At 38.4% G+C, this 21,049-nt stretch carries 26 protein-coding genes; 21 read left to right on the forward strand and 5 right to left on the reverse strand.

The features are described 5' to 3' along the window. The first annotated feature begins 1,198 nt into the window (after nucleotides 1-1,198). On the forward strand, nucleotides 1,199-1,348 hold the full coding sequence (locus AC0VYH_RS08985; RefSeq protein WP_475373677.1) for a hypothetical protein: 150 nt from the start codon (nucleotides 1,199-1,201) through the stop codon (nucleotides 1,346-1,348). Nucleotides 1,349-1,595: 247 nt separating this feature from the next. On the opposite strand, the gene AC0VYH_RS08990 is transcribed toward AC0VYH_RS08985, so the two are convergent. Then, nucleotides 1,596-2,069: a BRO-N domain-containing protein gene (locus AC0VYH_RS08990; RefSeq protein ID WP_475373678.1), complete on the reverse strand. Its 474-nt coding sequence runs from the start codon at nucleotides 2,067-2,069 to the stop codon at nucleotides 1,596-1,598. 434 nt (nucleotides 2,070-2,503) lie between these two features. Then, entirely contained in the window at nucleotides 2,504-2,614 is a 111-nt protein-coding gene (locus AC0VYH_RS08995; protein ID WP_475373679.1) for a BRO family protein, read from the reverse strand. Nucleotides 2,615-4,230: 1,616 nt separating this feature from the next. On the opposite strand from AC0VYH_RS08995, the gene AC0VYH_RS09000 reads away from it, so the two are divergent. The 13 genes from AC0VYH_RS09000 (at nucleotide 4,231) to AC0VYH_RS09060 (ending at nucleotide 13,122) form a co-directional block, all read left to right on the forward strand. Then, complete coding sequence (locus AC0VYH_RS09000) at nucleotides 4,231-4,848, forward strand: hypothetical protein (RefSeq protein ID WP_475373680.1); 618 nt, start codon at nucleotides 4,231-4,233, stop codon at nucleotides 4,846-4,848. A gap of 6 nt (nucleotides 4,849-4,854) precedes the next feature. Beyond that, nucleotides 4,855-5,085: a helix-turn-helix domain-containing protein gene (locus AC0VYH_RS09005; protein WP_475373681.1), complete on the forward strand. Its 231-nt coding sequence runs from the start codon at nucleotides 4,855-4,857 to the stop codon at nucleotides 5,083-5,085. A 29-nt stretch (nucleotides 5,086-5,114) separates the two neighbouring features. Beyond that, nucleotides 5,115-5,702 carry a hypothetical protein gene (locus AC0VYH_RS09010; RefSeq protein WP_475373682.1) on the forward strand — a complete coding sequence of 196 codons (588 nt, stop codon included), beginning with the start codon at nucleotides 5,115-5,117 and terminating at the stop codon, nucleotides 5,700-5,702. A 46-nt stretch (nucleotides 5,703-5,748) separates the two neighbouring features. Further along, nucleotides 5,749-5,943 (forward strand): hypothetical protein, encoded by a 195-nt coding sequence (locus AC0VYH_RS09015; protein ID WP_475373683.1) that lies wholly within the window; start codon nucleotides 5,749-5,751, stop codon nucleotides 5,941-5,943. 87 nt (nucleotides 5,944-6,030) lie between these two features. Next, nucleotides 6,031-6,849 carry a hypothetical protein gene (locus AC0VYH_RS09020; protein WP_475373684.1) on the forward strand — a complete coding sequence of 273 codons (819 nt, stop codon included), beginning with the start codon at nucleotides 6,031-6,033 and terminating at the stop codon, nucleotides 6,847-6,849. Nucleotides 6,850-6,925: 76 nt separating this feature from the next. Continuing rightward, nucleotides 6,926-7,132, forward strand: a complete 207-nt coding sequence (locus tag AC0VYH_RS09025) for a hypothetical protein (protein WP_475373685.1) — start codon at nucleotides 6,926-6,928, stop codon at nucleotides 7,130-7,132. Nucleotides 7,133-7,153: 21 nt separating this feature from the next. Further along, nucleotides 7,154-7,354 carry a hypothetical protein gene (locus AC0VYH_RS09030; protein ID WP_475373686.1) on the forward strand — a complete coding sequence of 67 codons (201 nt, stop codon included), beginning with the start codon at nucleotides 7,154-7,156 and terminating at the stop codon, nucleotides 7,352-7,354. Between the two features lie 28 nt (nucleotides 7,355-7,382). Continuing rightward, nucleotides 7,383-7,763, forward strand: coding sequence for a hypothetical protein (locus AC0VYH_RS09035; RefSeq protein ID WP_475373687.1), 381 nt, complete (start codon nucleotides 7,383-7,385; stop codon nucleotides 7,761-7,763). A gap of 41 nt (nucleotides 7,764-7,804) precedes the next feature. Beyond that, nucleotides 7,805-8,455 (forward strand): HGGxSTG domain-containing protein, encoded by a 651-nt coding sequence (locus AC0VYH_RS09040; RefSeq protein WP_475373688.1) that lies wholly within the window; start codon nucleotides 7,805-7,807, stop codon nucleotides 8,453-8,455. Nucleotides 8,456-8,541: 86 nt separating this feature from the next. Further along, on the forward strand, nucleotides 8,542-10,887 hold the full coding sequence (locus tag AC0VYH_RS09045) for a tape measure protein (protein WP_475373689.1): 2,346 nt from the start codon (nucleotides 8,542-8,544) through the stop codon (nucleotides 10,885-10,887). 134 nt (nucleotides 10,888-11,021) lie between these two features. After that, nucleotides 11,022-11,279, forward strand: coding sequence for a hypothetical protein (locus AC0VYH_RS09050; RefSeq protein WP_475373690.1), 258 nt, complete (start codon nucleotides 11,022-11,024; stop codon nucleotides 11,277-11,279). Next, the gene (locus AC0VYH_RS09055) at nucleotides 11,263-11,562 is read left to right on the forward strand and encodes a hypothetical protein (protein WP_475373691.1); all 300 of its coding nucleotides are present in this window, start codon (nucleotides 11,263-11,265) and stop codon (nucleotides 11,560-11,562) included. The genes AC0VYH_RS09050 and AC0VYH_RS09055 overlap by 17 nt, the downstream gene beginning before the upstream one ends. 120 nt (nucleotides 11,563-11,682) lie before the next feature. Continuing rightward, the gene (locus AC0VYH_RS09060; RefSeq protein ID WP_475373692.1) at nucleotides 11,683-13,122 is read left to right on the forward strand and encodes an SEFIR domain-containing protein; all 1,440 of its coding nucleotides are present in this window, start codon (nucleotides 11,683-11,685) and stop codon (nucleotides 13,120-13,122) included. Nucleotides 13,123-13,531: 409 nt separating this feature from the next. On the opposite strand, the gene AC0VYH_RS09065 is transcribed toward AC0VYH_RS09060, so the two are convergent. Further along, entirely contained in the window at nucleotides 13,532-13,825 is a 294-nt protein-coding gene (locus AC0VYH_RS09065) for a DUF3892 domain-containing protein (RefSeq protein WP_430241993.1), read from the reverse strand. Nucleotides 13,826-13,840: 15 nt separating this feature from the next. Continuing rightward, nucleotides 13,841-14,659, reverse strand: coding sequence for a hypothetical protein (locus tag AC0VYH_RS09070; protein WP_475367205.1), 819 nt, complete (start codon nucleotides 14,657-14,659; stop codon nucleotides 13,841-13,843). 122 nt (nucleotides 14,660-14,781) lie between these two features. Here AC0VYH_RS09070 and AC0VYH_RS09075 point away from each other — a divergent pair, with 122 nt between their 5' ends. The 3 genes from AC0VYH_RS09075 to AC0VYH_RS09085 all read left to right on the forward strand — a co-directional run bounded on the left by AC0VYH_RS09075 (nucleotide 14,782) and on the right by AC0VYH_RS09085 (nucleotide 18,005). After that, nucleotides 14,782-15,618, forward strand: a complete 837-nt coding sequence (locus AC0VYH_RS09075) for a VanW family protein (protein WP_475373693.1) — start codon at nucleotides 14,782-14,784, stop codon at nucleotides 15,616-15,618. A gap of 133 nt (nucleotides 15,619-15,751) precedes the next feature. After that, the gene (locus AC0VYH_RS09080) at nucleotides 15,752-17,632 is read left to right on the forward strand and encodes a PAS domain S-box protein (RefSeq protein ID WP_430241987.1); all 1,881 of its coding nucleotides are present in this window, start codon (nucleotides 15,752-15,754) and stop codon (nucleotides 17,630-17,632) included. Between the two features lies 1 nt (nucleotide 17,633). Continuing rightward, a complete protein-coding gene (locus tag AC0VYH_RS09085) occupies nucleotides 17,634-18,005 on the forward strand; it encodes a VOC family protein (RefSeq protein ID WP_430242411.1) in 372 nt (123 codons plus the stop codon). 36 nt (nucleotides 18,006-18,041) lie between these two features. On the opposite strand, the gene AC0VYH_RS09090 is transcribed toward AC0VYH_RS09085, so the two are convergent. Continuing rightward, a complete protein-coding gene (locus AC0VYH_RS09090; RefSeq protein ID WP_226612666.1) occupies nucleotides 18,042-18,191 on the reverse strand; it encodes a hypothetical protein in 150 nt (49 codons plus the stop codon). A 172-nt stretch (nucleotides 18,192-18,363) separates the two neighbouring features. Between AC0VYH_RS09090 and AC0VYH_RS09095 the strand changes: the two genes are divergently transcribed. The 4 genes from AC0VYH_RS09095 (at nucleotide 18,364) to cbpB (ending at nucleotide 21,024) form a co-directional block, all read left to right on the forward strand. Then, nucleotides 18,364-18,522 (forward strand): hypothetical protein, encoded by a 159-nt coding sequence (locus tag AC0VYH_RS09095; protein ID WP_430241985.1) that lies wholly within the window; start codon nucleotides 18,364-18,366, stop codon nucleotides 18,520-18,522. Nucleotides 18,523-18,653: 131 nt separating this feature from the next. Further along, entirely contained in the window at nucleotides 18,654-19,727 is a 1,074-nt protein-coding gene (gene corA / locus AC0VYH_RS09100) for a magnesium/cobalt transporter CorA (RefSeq protein ID WP_226612668.1), read from the forward strand. An 11-nt stretch (nucleotides 19,728-19,738) separates the two neighbouring features. Then, entirely contained in the window at nucleotides 19,739-20,470 is a 732-nt protein-coding gene (locus AC0VYH_RS09105) for an SDR family NAD(P)-dependent oxidoreductase (protein WP_475368881.1), read from the forward strand. Between the two features lie 98 nt (nucleotides 20,471-20,568). After that, nucleotides 20,569-21,024, forward strand: coding sequence for a cyclic-di-AMP-binding protein CbpB (gene cbpB / locus AC0VYH_RS09110; RefSeq protein WP_430241979.1), 456 nt, complete (start codon nucleotides 20,569-20,571; stop codon nucleotides 21,022-21,024). Nucleotides 21,025-21,049: the final 25 nt, after the last annotated feature.

The following is a 21,049-nucleotide window of genomic DNA, read 5'->3' on the forward strand; positions in this document are numbered from 1 at the left end:
GAGAACAAACCTTGCTGTTATAGGATTCTCTAGACCTCTATCTTGATAGTAAAGTGGTGTGCAAGGCTTGTGAGCTTACCTTGTGAGTTCCCAGCTCATGAAACCATTCTTTCTTTTATTATTGATCTTATGAGCCAGTCTGAGAGTTCACCTCCAGAGAATCTCTTCAGAGTCCAACTGAGAGCTGATCTAGCTGTCAGTATGCTTATGAGTCCAGCTCCAGAGAAGGAACCTGAGAGAGCCACTAATGAAGTCCCAGCTCATAACAATTGCTTTTAACTGAGGTGGCTTCTTATGCTATTCCCTATACAGTACACCTGAGAAGTAAAGCTCAGTTATCCACCTCATGAGCCAGCTTTCTTTTATTATCGTTTTACCTTGAGCTGGCTTCTGTTGGATCCCCTGAGAGTCCACCTCCAGAGCTTACCACCAGACGTACTCAAGAGCCTACCTGAGAGCGTTCCTGTTGGTCCATATGCTATAAGTCCAATACATGAGAGGGACCTGAGAGAGGACACCAGAGCCTAGCTCAAGGGTCTCTGTTGTGCTGTTAGATTACCAGCTTATTAGTCCAGCTCAAGGGTATTCATAGTATGAAGTCCCTTTGGTAGAGCACTAAGGAAGCAAGCTCCAGAGCACTACCTCATAGAGACTCAATACAAGGCATGAGAGAAGGCTTTGAGAGGTTCTAGTGTGTTAGGGTGGGCTTGAGAGAGAAGCTGTCAGAGGGCTTGTGAGGTGGGCTGTTGAGGGTGTACTCAGGGACAGAGCTGGAGCGAAAGATTATGAGGGGTGGGGGTGTTTCCCTGCTCCCTGAGTGACATTTTTAGAAACAGCACTTTAGAGTAAACCTCTTTAGTCAAATAAAGAAGTAGTTCTCTTCAGTCCCACCTCCAGAGTCCAACTTACATTCTCTATCTCGTATCCAGTTACAGCTCCAGAGTCCCCACCCATGTTTAACTTCCAGAGCCTAGCTCATGAAGCCACCTTAATTTTTTATTGAAATTTTACTTTGATTAAAAAGGGAGTGTCATTATGAGCCACCTCAACAGAACTCAAGGAATAATATCAATAACGACCTACCAAAATGGAAGGGTGATAGGTGAAACTGACTAGATCACAGTGCATTCCACGACCTATCTTTAACATAGACCGTTCTCAATAGCCACCTCAACAGCAAACATAGGAGGAAAGCTCAATGATTCCTGTTAATAGTGAATGGATAGCATGGTTAGATGATTATGGAAGACTGAGGAAGGACGCTCCAAAGCATATCTTGAAGGAATACAATGAGTGGAAAGCAGAATATGAGGAGATTATGGGAGTTCCAGCTCAAGGAGACGATTAGTAATCGTACCCTTTGGAGCCAGCTCCACGACCTAACTTTAAGTTAGACCGTCTTCAGTAGTAAACAAAATGAGTACATTTCTCAAATTGTTTTTAAAAATGATTCAAAAGTACTGTTTTTATGAGGTGGGCATTATAAGGGGGTCCATAGTGTGGACTCCCTATATTAAACATAATCAGTTTCTCTATTCGACCCCCTTTACAGTACCACCTACAGAATACCGTCCTGAATTGAGACACTATTATTTTTATCTTCGTTTAACCAATAGAGTTAACGAAGTGGATACTATCCACTTCGTTAGTACTCTTTTTTTTGAAAGGTTTGGGTTACCTCTAAGAATAGTGTCGGTACTACCGACCTTAATAGCCATAATCTCCTCTGGAGTCTCCTCCTCAGTTGTTGCAATGTAACCACCATTCTTACGAATAGAAGGAAGTACCTCACCAGTTACCCACTTCTTGAACTTCTTTGCTTGTGGTTTTCTTGAAGAGAGAATCAGAGAGTAAAGTCCTGACTCATTAACTACAAATGGAGAGCGACCAGCTAAACCTAAATTCAATTGAAGTTTATCTTCCTCGTCCACGTTTCTCAATGCCATTGTCGAGTTTTTTAACCCGAGAGCGTTGCAAACATCTTTCGCCACAAACCAAGGTCCGTCCTCACGAGTTACTGTTCTTACCTGTCCAAGTTCGTTATGAGTAAAGCTCTGAAGTTCATTCATAAAAAAGGGAAACTATCAGTTAAATCTATGTTTAACATATGTTTGTCATTCTCATTCAGTACATTCCCAATATCTACACTATAGAGGTTGGGGTTACCACCTTTGGAGGTTCCTTGCGTTAAACGCAGGGTATTCTTTTTCTTGTCTAATATTGAGAGAGTAAGCGCCTGGCTCATGAATAACATTGAGGTATCTTACCTGATCTGCATAATGTAAAGGGTACTCATATTGTGCGTACCCTTTTCACCTTTATTAGTCCAGCTCAAGGGTGTTCATAGTATGAACCCCCCCCAAGCCTACTGAAACGATAGCCTTGTTTGAACCTGAATATTATTCATGTTTGTATTCTCCAAAGGGTGTGTGTTAAACGCACGTCCTTTTTAATATTTATTAGTCCAGCTCAAGGGTGTTCATAGTATGAAAACCCCTCATTGTTAAGGAATGAGGGGTTTTCTTGAGTGTAAAATCAGAGAATATAGACCTGACTCACTAATAATTTTAATGTTTGGGTTACCACCTTTTGAGGTTAAAAGTATTGATGTCAACGTTTGGGTTACCTCTCTGATTACTACTCATATTGTGAGTAGAGACTTCTTCTTCATTACTCCACCTCAAGAGTGTCCTTTGCGTTCATCCCTCACTAGCCCACATTAGAGCTGTCCTTCCTCATATAACGATAAACAGCATTCATTATGAGACAGGACCTCTCAGAAGCCTTGTGAGAGCCTTCTAAGCGTATTCATGAGTTTATTTATAGTCCAGCTCAAAGGGAAAATAAATATTCAATTGATGTATAAGCTCTCAGATTGCTTTCTAAGCCACCTTTTTTATTTATGGTGTATTTGTATTAGATTTATTATAAAACCCCTGAGGAGCGCTTGTGTGGGCTTTCAGAGTGTGCTATTGAGACTTCACCTCGTAGACAGTAGTCTAAAGAGCTGGCTCAAAGGTGGCTTGATGTAAACACCTTTCTGATATATCTAAGAAAAAGCACTCTTAGAGTTAACTAATATAGTAAATATAAAAAGACAAACAAAAAAAGAAAAGTAGATTAGTAAACATACTAGTAAAGTTAACTAGCCTACTTCTCTTTTATATTGTATCTAATAAGTTATCTAGCTAGTTCACTAGTAAGCTTACATAAATTAATATTGAGCTAGACTAATTAGTCCACCTCAATGAACGTTTAATTCCCCTTGAGACAGCCAAAAGAAAAAGCTGTCCTACCTCATAAGGACTCTCAATAATCCACCTCCATTTATTTTATTCATACCTTGAGCCAGAAAAAGAAAGTGGAACTTAATCACTCCTTGAGCCAGCTCACTAGTGGACCTTAATCTTTCCTGAGGATGGTAGCTTACTGTAAGAAGTAATAAGGTTTAGCTCCCTGAAAGTGCCTTGAGCCTTACTCTCCCAGTGTTTTGAGCCATCCCTGAACTGTGCAGTATTTGATACTGGGGATATTCGTACTCACCCCTGAGATAGCTGGTTTTACTCATAGAATATAGAGAATCTCTAAGCTCAAAAGTGAGTTAACTCTTACTCTCCCAAGGGATTCAGCTATTTTAATACCAGCGGTCTCATACACCAAAACAGTGTAATACCAGCGGTCTCATACACCATTTTGAGGGTGAATTAATTAAATGCACTACTTTAAATATTAAATCAATAGATTATTTAATCTGTAACAATAATGTAATATAAACCTCCAATATCGAAAACCCTTATATATCAAGGTTTATAGCTGTTTTTAGCGCTTAGAGCGTAAACGCACCTCTGATATATAGTAATGAAGGGGTCAAAAGCGTATTACTTACACTGATATATTTAGTATAGGGACAAAAAAATCGACTCACTTTGTTGACCACAAAGTTCCTTCTTTGTTTTCTTCATTGTAGCTTGGAACTGGCTACACCTTTGAAACAGCTCTCTTTATATCATGCTCGTAAAGAGCAACAAAACATCTGCTTAATTTTTTTAAGCATACGACTTGAGAGAATAGCTTGCGACGACCTCCTTAACAGGACGAGCGAGCATTCTCTTCCCTAATAAAATTAATCATTCTCTCCATGCTGACAAACAGCTTCCATATAGCACCTCTCAGGTGCTCTTTTTATGGGGGAGAGTTGGTGAAATATATAACATATGGAGGAGAATAAAAATGCTGGAGATAAAGAAAACAAAAAGAACAAACCAGTTTCAGCTTTACAAAGAAGGAAAGCTTATTCAGAAGTTTTGTAGGACTTGTCAGGTATTCAAAGCCCCTGAGGATTTCTATAAGAGAAAGGAAGGCTATCTTCGCCCTGACTGTAGAGAATGTCATAAGAAAATGCAGAATGAATACAACAGGAAAATGAGAGATAGAAGGCTAGTTCAAAGACAGAATAGCAGAGCACGTAAGTTGTGGCTAGACGATACTTTCACTATTGAGGAATACAAGGAACTTGAGAAAGTATCTAATGGTTGTTGCATGATTAGTGGAGAGAAAACAGACACCCTTCATATAGACCATGTGCAAGCTATCTCAAAGCAGTGGCTTGGTAGCACTAAAGAAAATCTTATTCTTGTATCTGAGAAAGTGAACTTATCAAAGAGGGACTTGAGCATATTTGAATTTACTGAGTCGGAACGCTTTGAGGGACTAGTTGACAAGAAGCAATTGAAAAAGACAATGGAGTATTTAGCTGAAATGAATGATATGAGTTTAGCTCAGTACATTACATTCTTAAATGAAATGGAAGAGTACGCTAAGAGGTCAAAAGAATTTTTCAGGGGGTGAAAAAAAATGTCAGTTAGATTCTTTGTTGACATTGACAAGATACTAGAAAGAAAGCGAATGACGCTCACTCAGCTTGCTGATAAAACAGGGATTCATAAAACACACCTGAGCAAGATTCGTTCTACAAAGAGAATTACTTTTGGGACCCTCAACAAATTGGCAACTGGTTTAAATGAAACTGATCTAAATGGATTGGTAAGTGCTGAAGTTAAGTCGAGTGGAAAAATACTAAATTAAAAAAATAAAACAAAATGGAGTGATTTGGAATGAATTTATTTAATTTTACGTTTTCAAAAGAGAAGGAAATGGGTCAGCTGGACAATGAACTAGCAACAGCTAATGAGAAAGTTCAAGAGGTCACTGGTCAGATTCAACGAGTTAATAACGCTATTCAATTAGCTGAGACAGAAGCAATGCTAGAAGGTACAACAACAGCTCAAAAGAAAGTAGACAAATTTAAAGCTGGACTTGAAAAGCTACAGAAAGACCATGAGAAAGCTCAGAAGGAAGCTGACAAGCTGAACGCTCAATACATTGAAATGAAGTCTAGCAAGCAAGAAGAAAAGCTTGAAGCAGTCGCTGAGGAGGACTTAGAAAAATACAAGAAAGCTGTTAAGTCTAAGAAATTAAAAGATGAACTTGAGCACTACATTCGATATGAGCTGGAAGAGCTTCATGGTAACTCAGGTTCATTTACACCAAAAGGTTTACTCAAGGAAGCTGGATTGAATGTTGGGTACTTCCCTGAAGGTCACAAAATGAGAAACTTGTGGGAAGAAAAGCGAGACCAAGTAGAAGTTGAGATCAGTAAGGAAGTTGCTGAAGCGATGGAGCAGATTAAAAAACAATTTTAATTAGACTGGGAGGGTTATTCCTCTCGGTTGTTATGGGGTGAGTCGTATGTTTAAAAAAGTAGATGCAGAAAGGAGTTTAAGTGAAATTAAATTGGATGTGGAAAGGAAGTCAGCTGAGCAGGATGAAAGATTAAGGGAATTTCAGTGTAAACAGGATGAGAGATTGAGAGTATTTAAATTCAAAATGGATGCAGGAAAACGGGAGCTGAGAAATAGCTCTTATTTAATTTCAACCAAATAGAACGAGGTGGGCATGATGACCCAATTATTATTCTAGCAAACTCAAAACAATAATTCAAGCTGTCAGTCAGCAGGAGTAGGAAAGGAAATGTCAATTGATTATAACTTAACGGTGGGAGAGGTAGTTACACGAGGTGGACAAGTAAAGACACCTGAGAGAGTAAGAAGTGATGAAGCATATAAGAAGAAGAGTAAGGTACAGAAGCGTACTAACGAGCAATTCATAATGGTCAAGGAGGAATTTAAAGAAGTGAAAAAATATTTAAGTCTTGAGCAAAATGGAGTATTGATGTTTATGGTCAGCCTGATGAAGCATAACTCTGATGGAGTTCTATTTAATGAAGGAAAAAAAGTGAGTGTTTCTGATTTAGCTAAACTGGTTGGTAAGTCTGAGAGACAAATTAGAGATAATATTAGTGAACTTGAAAAGTTAAGCTTAGTAGTTCGTGAGAAGGAAGGTAGAAAGGTTTTCTTGAGCCTTGGAGAAAACTTCTTCCACTCTGGTTACGTAGAAGAGCCTTTCAAGTTCGTGAAAGTCTACAAGACCAAACTAAAAGAGGTAGCTAAACAGCTGACTTTGAGTGAGTTGGGATTATTGATGTATATGGTCTCTCATTTTCACTATGAGCTTAACTTGTTAGTCGATAACCCACAAGAAAAGGATAAAAGTAAGTTACTCATATGGAAGAGAAAGCACGTTGCTGAGGAGTTTAACGTTTCAATTGACTTTGTTAAGAGAGCATTTCCAAAGCTAAGAAAAGTAAGAGCGATTTATGAGGTTAAGTCAGCAAAAAACGGAATTGTATTGGACCCCTCATTAGTTTGTCTGGGGAGCAAGCCAAAAATAGACGACATTCTAGACGCTATTGACGAGTGTGAGTTCAAGAAAGATAACGTGAAAAAGTAAGTAACACTGAGCCAGTTGGATTCCCAGTAGGGACCTGAAAGCTGGCTCACAAGTAATTAAACCGAGGTGAAGCACTTTGGAAAATGTAATAAGGAATTACAAGGACCTACTCATTGAATATGAGTACGCTTCAAAGCTATTTCAAGAGAAAGGACTTATGAGGTTGCTAGCTCATTCAATGAAGAACTTAGAAGAATTTGAAAGAGCTTTTATTGAGTGCTACTCAGAAAGTGAATTAATGAAAATGCAGTCTGAGCTAGGTGGTTTTATTGCAATCCAATAGACAAAAGCGAGGAGGGAAAAGATGAATATTAAACAGAAGAGACGACTCAGCGGAGAGCTTCAGAAAGCTTCTGAATTGCTGGAAATGGTACAGAATAACCCAGAAGCTGAAGCTTTCAGAGGTGAAGCTCTTAAAATGGTAACTTCTCGGTTAGCTGATCTGTCAGCTGATCTGAAGGACCATGAGGTCACTCATGTATATGCTAGTTCTTATTTACACTAAAAAAAAATGAAAACATGGAGGGATTAATATGTTTGAGGGATTGAGTAAAACTGAAACAAAGAGAGCTGGAGAATTGATTCATAAAGCACTACATGGCAAGAAAAAATTGAATGTTAAGGAAATAAACGAGCTTCAAAAGCTCCTTAGAAAAGCTGAAAAAATTCAAGAAAAGAATGAGTACAGTCAAGACGCTTATATGGAGGTCGCTCTTGAGCTATCTATTGCTGAACTTAATGAGCAAGAAAAACAGGTCCTTTCTCTGTACAACATGAAGGACGAACTAGAGGAGAAAATGACAGCTTACCAATATAAGCAGGTTACTGACCACCTCAACGAGATAAACAAGGAAGAGCGAGAGTTTGAAGCATTTTATGCAGAATACGAAAGCATACATGGAAGGAGCCTTTAAAGTGGGCTTCTTTTTAATTACAACTATGGAGGTGAAAGCACATGGTTAAAGGTAACAAAGGAGGAAGACCTTACAAGGCTAATCCTGAAATTGTTGAGATGATTGAGGAGGTCAAGAAGGCAAAAGAAGAAGGTGATAAGGAAGCACACGAGAAAGCCAGAAGAAAACTCAGAAATAAGATGAGAAAAGAAACTCAGATATGTGGTGCTCTCAAAGGTGACATGACATTATGCAATAGAAAACCTGTAGAGGGTAAAGCACGTTGTCACTTTCATGGAGCCAAAAGCACTGGACCTACTACACAAGAAGGGAGGGAAAAAGCATTGAAGAATTTAAACCCAAAAGCATACATGATTCATGGACTTTATTCTAAAGACTTCAAGAGCCAGCTGACTCAAGAGGAAACTGATATGTACAATTATTTTGTTGACTGGTTTTTTGAAACTTACCCAGATGACACTGACCCAATTAATTTAAGTTTGCTTGATAGATTCTTAATGAACAAGATCAAGCAAGCAAGAAAGGATTCAGTTGACTTCCTGAGTGACTCTCAGAATTACAATGACTTTGAAGTGAAGCTCATTCGTTTTGCTGAGACGCTGGGACTTAATAGAAAGTTCAACAAGTCTAGAGAGAACAGCGAAAACAAACAGAAAACAGATATTACAATGTTGTTCAATGATGAAGACTAAGGAATAGTACATGAGTCAGGAATTAGGTTCACCCACAAGGGTGGGCTTATTTGTGCTGGCTTAAAACAAAAATGGAGGTGAGGAAATTGGCTAATGCTATAGATATTGTTGTTAATGCAACCGACAGGGCTAGTTCTAAAATAAGTAAGATTGGTGGAGCTTTTGACAGCTTACACAAGAAAGCTCAGAAGGCTAGTGGAGCCATTACAGCAATTGGAGCAGTCGGTGGAGCTGGGTTATTGGCTATTGGGGTAGCTGGTGCAAAAATGAATAGCACACTAGAGAGCTCAGACGCTCGCTGGACTACGCTCCTGAAGTCATCTGAGAAAGCTGAAAAGCAAATGCAATGGATGAAGAGCTTTTCACAACAAACACCATTTAACTATAAAGACATTGACCAGACAGCTACAGCTCTTATGGGTATGGGTCTAGGAATGGAAGAGGTGAACAAATGGCTTCCTGCTCTGGGTGACGCTTCAGCTGTTCTAGGTGGTGGTTCAGAAACTGTCAAAGGTCTAGGAATGGCACTTGGTCAAATGAATGCAAAAGGAAAGGTGTCAGCTGAAGAGATGCAACAGTTAGCAGAGCGAGGAGTTGGTGCTTGGCAAATGTTAGCTGATGGAATGGGAATGACTCAAGAAGAAGTAAGGAAACTGAGTGAGGATGGAAAGTTATTAGCTAAAGATGCACTTCCTCTGATCTATGAAGGAATGCAAAAGACCTTTGGAGGTGGTACAGCTAACCTCATGAAGTCCACTACAGGGCAAGCCATGTTAGCAAGAGAGAATTTCAATTGGCTGGCTCAGACATTGACTCAAGGTGCTTTTGATTGGTTTGGTGCTAACGTACTACCGATGATTAATGATGGATTAACAGCACTCACAAGCACTTTTGAGGGTGGTCTCTTGGATGGATTCCAGAAACTTTGGGATTCTGGTACGAAAGCGAAAACTGTTCTTGTTGCACTTTCAGGAGTCCTGATCGGGACACTAGTTGGAGGGTTAACCTTGCTAGTTGCTTCAATGGCACCTGTTTTACTTGCTTTTAGTGCTTTCGTTGCTGGAGGTGTCGCAGTTGCTGGAGTAGTCGCTCTCATAATGACTCATTGGGATAAGTTAGCTCCAAAGTTTCAACAGGTAGTTAGCTACCTCATGCCAATAATTAACGGATTTGTTGAGACCTTTAAAGCTTCCTTCCAGATGCTTAAAAACAGTTTTACACCATTATGGGAGTCGATAAAGGTACTCATGAAGTCTCTCATGCCAATTATAACAGCGATTGGAATTAACCTTGGAGTATTCCTGACAGTTGCACTAGCTGTCTTTAATGGAATTGTCTCAGCTATTGGTCCATTGATTGAGTCGGTTGTTTGGCTCGGAGACATGTTTATAAATGTCTTTATGTCTATTGTAGCTCTTCTTTCTGGTGATGTAAGTGAAGCCCAGAAATACTGGCAAAAAGCTGTTGACTCTAGCATTAAAGCTGTTCAGAAACTCTGGGAAGCTCTGAAGAATTTCTTTGCAGGAATTTTCAGTACCATTGTTAATATTCTTTCTAACTTTGGAATTGACGTAGTTTCCAAAATGGCAGACATGTGGAGCAAGGCGAAGCAGAAAACGACTGATGGAATAAATTCAGTGGTGGACTTCTTCAGTGAACTTCCGAGCAAGGTAATGAAGTGGGTCTCTAATACAAAAGACGACCTTGTTAGTGGCTTCAAAAGCATGATGGATGAAGGTAAAAGCAAAGTTAGTGATGGAATTAGTAATATAATTTCTACTATTACTGGCTTTGGTTCCGAGTTTATGAGTGCTGGTAAAGGGTTACTTGATGAGCTGGTCAGAGGTATTAAGTCAGGTATCTCTAAAGCCAGTGACGCTGTCTCAGGGGGAATGAGTGCAATTCGTGACCTCTTACCTTTCTCACCTGCAAAGAAAGGACCTTTGAGTGACCTAGATAAGTCTGGTGAAGCCTTCTTCCCAACTTGGTATAAGGGAGCACTTAGTAAGACAGGGAAAATGGAGGGTGCAATTAGTAGAGCTATGAAAGCTATAGCACCTGAGAAAGTCATGAAGGATAACAAGAAGTTGTTCCAATTCAGCAACAGCTCACCATTAGCAAAATACTTCAACGCAATTCTTCAAGATGGTGATTATTTGAATGACTGGATAACTCAACTTCCCAAAAACATGCAAGAAACTGTTAAGGGAATGGGTCAAGAGATGAAACAGCTAGAAGGTCTTCAAACGTTCACTGGTGGAAACAAAATGAAAGTGACTCATGAGGTTCAATTCACTGGCTCGGTAGATGTTAAAGGCTCTGGTGGAGAGTCTCAAAGTGTAATGATTGACAAAGTAGCTAATGAAGTCCAGAACAGTGCAAGTATGGATAACTTCATGAGTGACTTCAGGAGAAATGTAAGAACACGATAAGAAATGAAGGGTAGAAGGACAATCTGAGGAAGGTGCTGAAGAGAGTTACACTCTCGGAGCTGACCTTGGACCCTCCCCTTTACATATCATTAAAGCGAGTGCTCTAGAAAATATTTTCTATGGGAGCTGATACCTTGAAGAAGTATGGAGTGGAAAAGAATAACGTGTTCAGGTTGGCTGAGAAAACTATTGTGATGCTAGAGGGCGACCTAGGGGAGATTCAGGAGAATATTGATTCCATTGAGCAAGAGATTTTCGACTCAAATAGTGAACTCTTCAGTCGCACTGAAAAGATTATTATGATTTATACAAGAAAGGAAGAAAAGCCAGTTTTACTTAAAGTATATGAAGTTGAGAAAACAGGGAGGGAAGCATATGAAGGATTACTATAAGTATAAGATTACTTACAAGGTTGGTGGAGTTACAGCTGAGTTTGAGGAATTCTGTAATCCTCCAGCTGGAAAGTTCACTGAGGAGGTGCTTTATGATATGTGCTTAGTTAGAGCACTCACTTACTTGGGGTCTAACGATATAACTGAATATACTTTTGAGAGGTCTAGTGAGCTAGAGTACATGAAGTGGGAACGTGATAGAGTGAGAAACAAGGAAGCTAAAGCTAGTCTTGAGAGGTCTATTAAAGAAGCTAAACAGATTAACCATGGAAATGGACTATAAGGGTCACCTGATGAGGTGGCTCTTTTTTTATATTATTTTAATCTATAAAGAGGTTAATTATTTATTTGCGTCGAAAAGGAATAAAGTGGAATTAGATTTCAAAAAAATGGAGGTTACTAAATGGAAGAATTAAAAGCAGATAAGGTTTTCATTTCTTATGCTTGGTCAAGCCCTGACCATGAAGAGTGGGTTGTTAATTTGGCTGAACGGTTGACACATAATAATGTGGAGGTTGTTTTAGATAAATGGGATGCTGTTGAAGGACAGGATTTAAATGCCTTCATGTTAAGGTGTGTCAATGATTCTGATATTACAAAAGTCTTGGTTATAAGTGATGAAGTTTATTCAAAAAAAGCGAATGGATACGAGGGTGGAGTTGGGACTGAGACTGTAATTATTTCAAACGAAGTTTTTAGAGATGTTGAACAAACAAAGTTTATTCCAATTGTAGCTGAAAGAGATGAAAGTGGAGAAGCATTTCTCCCAACTTATTTTCAGGGGAAAAAGTATATTGATATGTCTTCAGATCAAAGCTATGAGGATGGATACGAGAAGTTACTTAGAAATTTATTTGGAAAGCCAGAGTTTGTAAGACCTGAAAAAGGAGACACTCCAAGTTTTTTGCTAAAAGATGAAAAGAAATCTACTCTTCAGAGTCAAATAGCTCTATACAGGTTTAAACGGGATTCGGAAAGACGTCCTCAAAACATTGAGGTGTATTTTAATGAATTTGCAAATGAATTTAAAAATGATTATAAAACATTCGCAATTACTGTTGATGCTAAAGAAGAGGTTGAAGAGAAGGTTTTTGGTCAGTTTCATGACATGATCGACTTGAGAGATATTTATATTGAGTTTTTAGAAAGCTATATTAGAGAAACGAATAAAGTAAACAGTGACTTATTAATTGAACTATTTGAAGGAATGTATCCAATCATTGAAACTGTATCTACTAATGCTTTTTTCAGAACTCAGTTCGATCATATGAAGCTATTTGTAAATGAAATGATAATTTATACTGTGGCAGTCTTGTACAAAAACAAAAAGTATGTTGCATTAAAAGATCTTGTTGTTAGTCGATACTTAGTGGTTGATAGTCTTAATAGAGAATATGATGCCAATATTGGTATTTTCAATGCGTACCTTGAATTAATTCAAAATGTTCCTTTACCTTCATCTGGACAAAAAAATATTTCAAATGCTGGGCAGTTAATTATTGATCGTGCTAATTATCGAGGGATTTCTTCTGAAGATTTAATTGAAGCAGACTTATTGATACTATTCATGAGTTACGCAAACGATATTTTGGATAATTACTTTAATTGGTTTCCCCAGACAAGTCCATATATTGTAAGAGGACGTATTGATTTTATGAGTAAATTGAAAAAGAAAAGTTTCGTTGAGAATACCAAAGATCTTTTCAATATTACTTCTATAGAAGAAATGGCTGGTATAAGTGAAGGATTCAAAGAATATTTAAAGGAGAATGCACGAACAGGTGGCAGGTCTATGCGCCTTCATCACATCATACCACCACCTGAAACAATTGCTTCAATTTAGAAAAATTAACTCACTAGCTCACCCCCTGAGGTGGGCTTTTCTTGTGTCTGAAGGAGCCACTCAGTTGCAATTATCTTTTGCGAGACAGGTACTTTGGTCGGTTAATCTCGCGAGCTATAACTCACGAACTCCTGTCTCACCAGAAACCACTTGAAGTATTCTCAAGACAACTATATAATAAAAAGTGTACTACTCAATTGAAAAGTGGTTAACCACTCTTAAGATGCTATAGAAGGCACTCCGTTAGCTCAGTTGGGAGAGCGCTACCTTGACAGGGTAGAGGTCGTTGGTTCGAGCCCAATACGGATCACCATACATAATACATTCCAAGCGGCACCTCAACTTCATTGAGGTGCCACTTTTTTTGCATTGGATCAAGAAGTAAACGGAGGAGTGAGATCGGACATCCTTAAAATTCTGGTAAATGATCGAAATTATTTTCTTTCGTACCATCAGGCTCACTTCGAATAATTTCTCTACCATACTTTTGAAATACATCTACCCCCGAAAGTTGACCATTCTTTGCAGCGTCTAAAGCCTGGACATAATCTAGCTCTTCTCCCGTGTTTGTTTTAAAAGCAATTAAATCTCCATCCTCATTTTTGCGGACAGCCGTAATATGGGTGGAATTTGCCTCTGGTGGAGTATGATATGCCTCACTATTTTTAACATACTCTTCATAAGCTTGTTCAAAACGATCCATTTATGTCACTCCTTGTTAGTCTTTTGAAATTTCGAGTAATTTTGGTATTTCGAGTTGCCATTTGTTTGTGATCGGATCTTGTCGTGCAGCGAAATCAATCGTTGTTGTAATAACACCAGCATCTTTTATATAAATTTCGACTCTGGTTTTGACTTGTTGTTCAGCTTGATCTGTTTTGATCACTTTCCATTTTGTAAACGACAAGCGAGAGAGGTCGATTAATTCGTTCTCAGATAAAGGTGTAGAAACAATTCTTCTTAATAAAGAAGCATCTGTGTTATTGATCGCCAGCATGAGAACATCAACGAGCTGTTCAGGGGTCCGCTTCATTAAATAGCGATCTAACTGTCCTCCTGCTTTTAGAATCATTAAGTGATGCGCGGGATCTGGTGTAGGGGTGCGATGAGTCGTGCTATTTAAGAAGTGAAGGCAAAAGTGTCCGTTAAATCCATTATCTAATGCGCCAGCTCCATGAGGCATTCCATTCATGGAAGCAGCAATCATTTTCCCTTCGTATAGCACAATGACAGCCCTTCGTTTCCAACTCCATTCTTGATAAATCGCTTTTAAAACCTTTGTGTCCTTACTCGTTAACGGTTGTATATCTGCGTGCTTACTACCAGCTCTCCGTTGAACTTGAAATGAATTCCCGCTTTCAATATCAATCATTGTAAAAATCGATTTCCGAGGGAGGAGCTCATTTGCTTTTTCCCATGGCAGAAGTTTGATTTCACTATCGATAGGGAGAAGGTGATCAAAAGGTTCGGCAGCTATAGCGCGTGTAGGAATGACTAGCGTACATAATAAAATGAAACAAGTAAATAAACGCTTCATTAGCTCCCCCCTTGTGTATAGTCATCATAGTTATTTTGCTCAAGCGATTCTGATGTATGCTATTTTATTAATCCCTAAAATGAAGCATACTACGATCGAGTTCAGAAGGGGGAATGGTAAAGGTGCACTTATTTCTATCTTTGGCCATAGCGTTTTCAGCGCTTTCAAACCATCACATAACGATTCACCACAAAGGAGCACAAACTTATCAGATTAAGAAAGAAGAGTTGTTTTCAAAAGACCTTGGTTATCCCTTTTATGAAGCAGATCGGGTGGAGGAATTAATGGATGAGGTAGATGTAGCTATCTCAAAGTCTCCAGTAAATGCCTACATTGATAATCAAGGAGCTATTGTCGATGGAGTCAATGGATACAAGTTACATCGAGGCGCTTTTCGAGAGAATTTGCTTCATAGTCTATACCGCAATAGTTCAACTTGGATTCAACCAGATCTCACCATTCTTTACCCAAAAGTAAACGCAGAGCTTTTATCATCCATTAGAAAAAAACAAGTGGGAGGGTTTGTTACTTATTTTAGGAAAGGGAATCTGGAGCGAACGAAGAATATTATGTTAGCGGCTGAGGCGATTAACAATACTGTAATATTCCCAGGAGAAACCTTTTCTTTCAATCGAACAGTTGGGAAAAGAACAAAAGAGAAAGGCTATTTACCAGCTCCAGTCATTGTAAGAGGAGAGTTATCTGAAGGAATTGGTGGTGGGATTTGTCAAGTCTCATCTACTCTTTTTAATGCAGTAGATCAGGCTGGTGTCCATATTTTAGAACGCTATTCCCATAGTAGAAGTGTTCCATATGTGAAGCCTGGTAGAGATGCTACGGTTAGCTGGTACGGACCAGATTTTTCCTTTCGAAATGATTTTAATCAGCCGATTCTAATAAGAGCAAAAGCGATCGAAGGGTCAGTAGTCATTCATGTTTATTCATCTGAAGATATGTAAATGGCTCAGTTGTATTCGATAAAGGAAAAGGATATTAAATCATACAGTAAAATGATGACTCTAGGAGTTAAATACTATGTTCAACGCCCCGAGATGGTATAATGAGACTATTACACATAAAGGGAGACCGCGTATGGAATATAAAAAACCAAATCAGCAAACATTTTCCATGCTTGAAGACGGCTCTGAACTGGAAAAAAATGATCTTCAGCTCGAATTGATTGAAAAAAGTCGAAAGCTTGATCATATTTTTAATCATTCTAGAGATGGCATGACGCTTTCAGATCAAGAGGGAAACTTGATTGAAATCAACCAGGCATGCTGTGATATTTTTGAAATTGATATGGAATCGATTCAATCTATGAAGCTTGGACATCATGTTGCACCTCAGGGGCTTGAAACATTGGAAAAAATGAGAAAGAATTTGATTGACAAGGGATATGTAGTGGAGAAGCTTCCTGTTCTCCTTGAGAATGGCAAACGGAAATCCGTTGAATTATCGATAACGTATAAAGCCTATCGAGATTATAATTTATCAATAATTCGCGATGTTACCGAAGAACAGGTATTGTTTGACCAGTTGATGGAAAGCAAAGATAAATTCACGAACATTTTTGAAAATGCGTTAGATGGTATTTTAATTTGGGACAAAGATCGGATGATCGTAGACGCGAATCCTGCTGCTTGTCAGATCTTTAAGGTAAGCTTAAATGATTTGAAAACGTATAATTTGTTTGATTTTCTTGAAGGCGTGGATATTAAGGCGGGAAAATCGTTTCAAATAATGTTAGAAGAACAAGGTGAAATTCGAGGCGATCTTCAATTCACAATGCTCGGTGGAGAAAAGAAACAGCTTGAGTTTACAACGAAGAAAAGCGGATATGGAGATTTGTACTTAACCATATACCGTGATATTACAGAGAGAAAACAAATGTTCTCAGAACTAAAGCGAAGTGAAGAGCGGTTTCGTCAATTGTTCGAAAGAGCTTTAGATGGTATGGCTATCCTAAATGAAAAAGGAATCATTGTAAAAGTTAATGGGGCATTTTGTGAACTATTTCAATTACAAGAGAACGAGGTCGTTGATAAGCATTATTCTTCATTAGAAAAAGAATGTGATATTACTTGGGACCATCCTGCTGAATTAGGGAGAAGCGGCGAAGGAAAAAGAATGAACGATCAAACAGGTGTCGTTCAAACATTTAGTTTTACACTAAGCTACCACATCTATCCTGAGCATCATCTTGTCATTATTCGAGATGTGACACAGATTAAGAATGCGGAAGAACATCTACGTAAGACGGAAACAAGCCATGTTCTTGGTGATCTTGCGGCAGGGGTAGCCCATGAAATTAGAAACCCGTTATCAACAGTGAAAGGTTTTCTTCAAATGCTGGATGGAAATGAAGCGGTTAATCAAGAACTTCTTAAAGTAGTTGGGGGTGAAATGGAACAGCTAGAGGAGACGATAAATGAATTTCTTCTTCTATCAAAAAGAGAGTTTGTCTCGTACGAAACGGTTCACATGAATCATCTAATGAGAGATTTAATTGAGCGCCTATCGAAAAAGGCTGCTGAGTGTAGTATTGATATAATTGAAGTTTATAGTCATACGGATATTCAGTGCGTTTGTATCAGTTCACACATTAAGCAGGTCATTATGAACATTATGAATAATGGTATTGAAGCCATGCCGCATGGCGGTCAACTTAGAATCAGTCTTTTGGAAAATAGAGAAAAAGAAGTGATTGTGGAAGTAGAAGATCAAGGCGAGGGAATACCCAAGCATCTGATTAATCGACTGGGTGAACCTTACTACCAAACTTCTGAAAAAGGAACTGGTCTAGGATTAATGGTAAGCTATAAAGTGATTAAGGAACACGGTGGTTGCATTGATGTTACTAGCCAAGAGGGCAAAGGAACTGTTTTTCGAATTAGTTTACCTTCAAGTCAAAAGTTAGGTAGTAATCAAGAGAATCAAGAAGTAAAGAGCGGGAGGGACAAAATTGATTGAAGTGCAGCAAATTCATCATGTTAGTTTGGCGGTAACAGACCTTGAACGGGCAAAAAAGTTTTATAAAGATATATTATGCTTGAAAGAAATGAAGCGCCCCAATTTTGATTTTCCAGGCGCCTGGTTTCAAATCGGTCAACAACAGCTTCATTTAATTGTGTATCCTGATGCTAATACGCTTCGCGGTTCAACCTCATTATCATCCAGGGAAGGGCATTTCGCTTTTCGTGTTACTAGTTATGATAATACGTTGAAGTGGCTGCGTGAAAAAAAGATAGAGGTTTATGAGAATCCAACGAGTAAAAGTGGTTTTGCCCAAATTTTTGTTTCTGATCCTGATGGCAATCTGATTGAATTGAATACAGAACAATAACAAAAGGACGCCTTCCAATTAGAAGGCGTCCTTTTGTTATTGTTTCGATGAGAATTCGTTGTGTTCTCTTTGTGGATTGGCGCTTTTTTGTGCTTCTTTCACAACTTTTTTGGCTTTCTCGGCGCGGCGCTGATCTTCTTTAGCCTTTTCTTCAATTTGTTTAATATCTTTTCGAGAGTGATCCATGATAATGCTCCTCCTTATACTCTGCTTTTTGATAATAAGTGCTTGTTTGATGAAAAAGATGTTTTTCGTAACATAACCTAGTTAGAAAAAAGAATCAAGTATTATCTGTTTATTCTAACATTTTAGTGCATTTACCATCATAAAATGGAAAGAACCGTTTAGGGGGGATTTGATGGTAGCTGTACTATTATCATTAGCCGCTTTATTTCTTGGACTTGCTTTATTTATGATAGTTGTGTGGAATGCTATTAAGACAGATTCTTCTAAGTCTGATCTTGAAATGTTCTGGAAAAAGTATGAAGAGATCATTCGTAAAGAAGATGTGCTTTAGCCCTTTTTAATGGGCTTTTTTTTATGCTGAATTATTGTTGGACATGCGTCTAAACAGGAGAATTGAAAAGATTTTCGTGTTTTCAATACATTAATTTAGGGTATTTTAGAAGAGAATTGAGGTGGAATCAAATGGGGATTCGTACAAAACTTAGAAGAAATCGAACTCAAAAAAAAGGAATGCCCCCAGGCTCGCTTGTTTATATAGGAGATGAGCAAACGGAGGAAGTCACTGTTTCAGCTATCGCATTTGACTCTCATGGAATGGAAGAGTTTGAAGATGTTTCGATAGATAAAATAAAGACATTGATTGACTCTGATCAAGTAGCTTGGATTAATGTAAATGGAGTACATAATGTTCAGTTGGTAGATCAGATTAGTAAAAAATTAGGACTTCATCCTTTAACGACAGAGGATATTTTAAATACGGATCATCGACCGAAAATAGACTTTTTTGAAGATCACTTACTTTCGATTGTAAAGATGCTTGATTTATCACCTGAAAGTACTGATCTTGACATCGAACAGGTGAGTTTTATATTAATGGAGAACACAGTCGTCACTTTTCAGGAAAAGCGCGGTGACTTATTTGATCCAGTTCGTTTACAACTTCAGGAAAGCAAAGGGAGAATTCGAAAGAGTGGGGCGGATTTTCTTTACTATTCCCTACTTGATGTAATCTTTGATCAATACTTGATCATTATGGATGAAATGGATGATCGTATAGCTGAGTTAGAAGGAATGATTATGGAAGATCCTGATAATCATTCATTACAAGATATTAATCAATATAAGAATACAATTCTGCAGCTTAAGAAAACGGTTTGGCCAGTTAGAGAAGTCGTGAACAAATTAATTAATCGGAAAGTCCCTTATATAAAAGAGGACATTTCCTTTTATTTGCAGGATATTCACGATCATATTGTCCAAGCAAATGATATGGTGGAGACTTCTCGAGGCCAACTTTACGGTTTACTGGATGTGTACTATTCCAGCTTAAGTATGAAAATGAACGAGATTATGAAAGTACTAACGATTGTTTCAACAATCTTTATTCCGTTAACATTCATAGCAGGAATTTATGGCATGAATTTCAAAAACATGCCGGAGCTAAGCTGGGAATGGAGTTATCCAGCCGTATGGATTGTCATGATTATCATAACTGGTTTAATGCTCGTTTATTTCAAACGTAAAAACTGGTTTTAGGAGGTTATTTGATGCAAAAAGTCGTTGTAGTAACAGGTGCTGGACATGGAATCGGTAGGGGAGTTGCGATTGCTTATGCCGATAAAGGCTATCGCGTTGTTCTTGCCGATGTGAATGAAGAAGGTTGCAAAGAAACAGCAGAATTAATGCATGGAGGTTATGGTGACATTATCTTAACAGATGTAAGTAAACCAGAATCCATTAAACAGCTTTTTCATAAAGTTGAAGAGAAGTATGGGCAACTAGATATCTTAATCAATAATGCTGGCCTAACAGCATTTAAACATATGGATGAACTAGGTGTAGAAGAGTGGGATAACGTCATCAACACCAATTTACGAAGCGTATTCCTTGGGTCTCGTGCCGCTGCTCATCTTATGAGAAGAAATAACGGTGGCTCAATCGTTAACATTGCATCAACGAGAGCGACGATGTCAGAACCGAACAGTGAAGCATATGCTGCTACTAAGGGAGGAATCGTAGCGCTTTCTCATGCGCTAGCAGTGTCCCTTGCAGATGATCATATTACTGTCAATTCAATTAGCCCGGGTTGGATTGAAGTAGAAGACTATGATGCCTTACGTGACGTGGATCATGAGCAGCATCTATCCAAAAGAGTTGGAAAGCCATCAGATATTGGACGTGCCTGTCTCTTCCTAACGAATGAAGAAAATGATTTTGTCACAGGTGAGAATTTAGTCGTTGATGGAGGTATGACTCGTAAAATGATTTATGAACATTAATCAATAGTTAACGGACAATCCCCATTCATGTTACTATAATAACAGACCTTCATTAGAGAAAAATTACAGGGCGAATCATGCTTGAGGGGACGTTTTAAATGGCAAAACATATGGAATTACCTAATTTGTATGAAACAGGAATTCAAGATCTTGTGATTTCAGCAGAAAAAGTAGCACATGTTCAGCTGACGAATCCTTTGGAGCACGCGATGCTTATTTTGATTAAATCAGGCTATTCGTCTATCCCGGTATTAGATACTGAATACCGTCTAAAGGGATTAATTAGTCAGCCGCTCATCCTTGATTCAATTCTAGGCATCGAACGAATTGAATTTGAGAAATTAAGTGAATTAGTTGTTGAAGAAGTTATGAATACAGAAATACCTTGTATTAATGAAAAGGACGGTTTTTTCAAAGGGTTAAAGCTAGCAATTGATCATCCTTTCCTTTGTGTAGTCGATGATGAGAATATCTTTAAAGGCATTCTAACAAGAAGAGCGCTACTTAAGTTTGTTAATCGTTATTTGCATGAGTCATCAGTTAGACAGTCTTAAGCATTTATCCCGGTACTATTACCGG

This window comes from Anaerobacillus sp. QJM3NY_32 (genome assembly GCF_056173645.1).